Origin of the sequence: Streptomyces sp. NPDC048637, assembly GCF_040650675.1 — a bacterium.
Taxonomy (GTDB): Bacteria; Actinomycetota; Actinomycetes; order Streptomycetales; family Streptomycetaceae; genus Streptomyces.
Genome location: NZ_JBEZHQ010000087.1, coordinates 1 through 3058, shown reverse-complemented (window position 1 = coordinate 3058; position 3058 = coordinate 1). Strand labels below are relative to the sequence as shown.

1 protein-coding gene is annotated in these 3058 nt (G+C 71.3%); it reads left to right on the top strand.

Features of this window, described 5'->3' with window-relative positions; all coding sequences use genetic code 11:
• Nucleotides 1-3058 (top strand): type I polyketide synthase (locus AB0C46_RS40635; protein WP_362834167.1); only part of this gene is annotated, 3058 nt, incomplete at both ends.

Here is a 3058-nt window from a genome sequence, read left to right as displayed (position 1 = left end):
TGACCAGTGCCGTGGGTGATGTCGTCGAGGATGTCGAGGGCTCGGTGGTGGTCGGCACGCTGCGGCGTGATGAGGGCGGCGCCGAGCGCCTGCTGTCGTCCTTCGCTGAGGCCTATGTCCAGGGCGCTCCGGTGGACTGGGCGGCGGTGCTCGGTGGTGGTGAGAGCGTCGGCCTGCCGACCTATGCCTTCCAGCGTCAGCGGTTCTGGCCGGAGCCGCGCACCCCGCAGCGGACCAGGGCGTCGGTGGACGATTGGCGTTACCGGATCACGTGGCAGCCGGCCGCCGGGAGTGGCCCGGCGGTCCTGTCCGGGACCTGGCTGCTGGTCGGGGATGCGGCGGACGCCGGTGTGATGGCCGATGCGCTGGCGAGCCGTGGTGCCGAGGTGGTGCGGACGACGTTGGCCGGTCTCGGCGAGGCCGTTGCCGGTGTGGATGTGCGTGGTGTGGTGTCGCTGCTGGCGCTGGACGAGTCGCTCGACGGGGAGTTCCCGTGGGTGCCGCGGGGCAGTGCCGACACGCTCGACTTGGTGCAGGCGCTGGGCCGGGCCGGTGTCGCGGCTCCGTTGTGGGTGTTGACGCGTGGTGCGGTACAGGTCGCGGCTGACGAGGTGACGACGAGTCCGGTGCAGACGCAGGTGTGGGGTCTGGGCCGTACGGTCGGTTTGGAGCATGCGGACCGGTGGGGCGGGTTGGTCGACCTGCCGCCGGTGGTGGACGCCGAGGTCGGCGCGCGCCTGGTCGGTGTGTTCGCCGATGGCCGGGAGGATCAGGTCGCGGTGCGGGCGTCGGGTGTGTTCCTGCGTCGGCTGGTGCGGGCTGAAGCCCGTCGTGTCGAGGCGGAGGGCTGGTCGCCGCGTGGCACGGTCCTGCTGACCGGTGGTACGGGGTCGATCGGTGTGTGCATAGGTCCGTGGCTGGCCGAGCGCGGTGCGCCGAGGGTGGTGCTGACGTCCCGGTCCGGTCCGTCGGCGCCCGGCGTGGCGGCGCTCGCCGCCGCCGTGGCGAACGCGGGTTCCGCCGTCGAGGTCGTCAGCTGCGACCTGACGGAGCGTGCGCAGGTCACGACCATGGTCTCGTGGATCGAGAACACCGGTCCGAGCCTGTCGACCGTCCTGCACTCGGCGAACACGCCATACCTCTCCCGGGTGGAGCACACGGATCACGAAGGCCTTGCGGCAGCACTCGGTGCGAAGGCGGCCGGTGCCGTGTACCTGGACGAGGCGACGGCGGAGCTGGGCATCGACGAGTTCGTGATGTTCTCGTCGATCTCGGCGACGTGGGGCAGCAACGACCACGCTGCTTATGCGGCGGGCAACTCGTTCCTGGATGGGCTCGCGGAGGACCGTCGCGGCCGGGGTCTGCCGGGTACGTCGATTGCGTGGGGTGTGTGGAACACCCGTGACTGGGACGCCGTGGACGCGGTGATGGATCAGGCGCCGGGCCGGGTGACCCCGCACCGTCTGTTGCGGCAGGGCATGAACTTCCTGGACACCGACCGGGCGTTGACGGCGCTGGGTGAGGTTTTGGCGGCCGATGAGACGTTCATCGCGGTTGCGGACGTGGAGTGGGAGAAGTTCGCGCCGGTCTTTACGGCCGCGCGCCCGCGCCCGTTGCTGGACACCATCCCCGAGGCTCAGGAGGACACGGCTCCCCGCCAGGTCGACGACCAGCGCAGCGAGTTCGCCGCACGCCTGGCCGCCATGCCGGCCGCCGAGCAGCGGCGGACCGTCGTGGAACTGGTGCGGACGCAGGCGGCCGCGGTGCTGGGGCACGACTCCGGGGACGAGATCGTGGCGAGCCGGGCGTTCCGTGAGCTGGGCTTCGACTCGCTGACCGCCGTCGAACTGCGCAACCGCCTGAACGCGGCCGTGGGTGTCCGGCTGCCGTCCACGGTGATCTTCGACCACCCGAGCGCGTCGGCGCTGGCGGATGAGATCCTCGCGGAGCTGTTCGGGAGCGTCTTGCAGGAGAGCGCCCCGGTGGTGGTGCAACCGGTCTCGACCGACCCGATCGCGATCGTCGGCATGGCCTGCCGCTACCCCGGCGGCGTGCGTTCCCCCGAGGAGCTGTGGGAACTTCTGGCGATGGGCGGGGACGCGATCGGCGGCTTCCCGGCCGACCGCGGCTGGGACGTCGAGGGCCTGTTCGACCCGGACCCGGACGCCGAGGGCTCGACGTACGTTGTCGAGGGCGGATTCCTCAGCGGCGCCGGGAAGTTCGACGCCGGGTTCTTCGGGATCAGCCCGCGCGAGGCGTTGGCCATGGACCCGCAGCAGCGGCTGTTGCTGGAGACGTCGTGGGAGGCCGTTGAACGGGCCGGCATCGACCCGAAGTCGCTCCACGGCTCGGCGACCGGAGTGTTCATCGGCGCGGCTGCCTCCGGCTACATCGGGGTGCTGGGGGATGAAGCAGAGGCCCAGGCGCACTTGATCACCGGGAATGCGCTGAGCGTGCTGTCGGGCCGGGTGTCGTACACGCTGGGCCTGAACGGGCCCGCGGTGACCGTCGACACAGCGTGCTCCTCGTCGCTGGTCGCGCTGCACCAGGCGGCTCAGTCCCTGCGGTCGGGCGAGTGCTCGGTGGCGCTGGTGGGCGGTGTGACGGTGATGGCCGACCCGGGCGAGTTCGTAGGCTTCTCCCGGCTGCGGGCGCTCGCCTCCGATGGTCGGTGCAAGGCGTTCGGCGAGGGTGCCGACGGTATGGGCATCGGCGAGGGCGTCGGCATGCTGGTGCTGGAGCGGCTGTCGGACGCGCGCCGCAACGGGCACCAGGTGCTCGGCGTGGTCCGGGGGAGCGCGGTCAACCAGGACGGTGCGTCGAACGGTCTGGCGGCGCCGAATGGTCCGGCCCAGCGGCGGGTGATCCGTGCGGCGTTGGCGAGTGCGGAGTTGTCGGCGGCGGATGTGGATGTGGTGGAGGCGCATGGCACCGGTACGGAGCTGGGCGATCCGATCGAGGCCGGTGCGCTGCTGGCGACGTACGGTCAGGAGCGGTTCGAGGATCGGCCGTTGTGGCTGGGTTCGGTGAAGTCGAACATCGGGCATGCGCAGCAGGC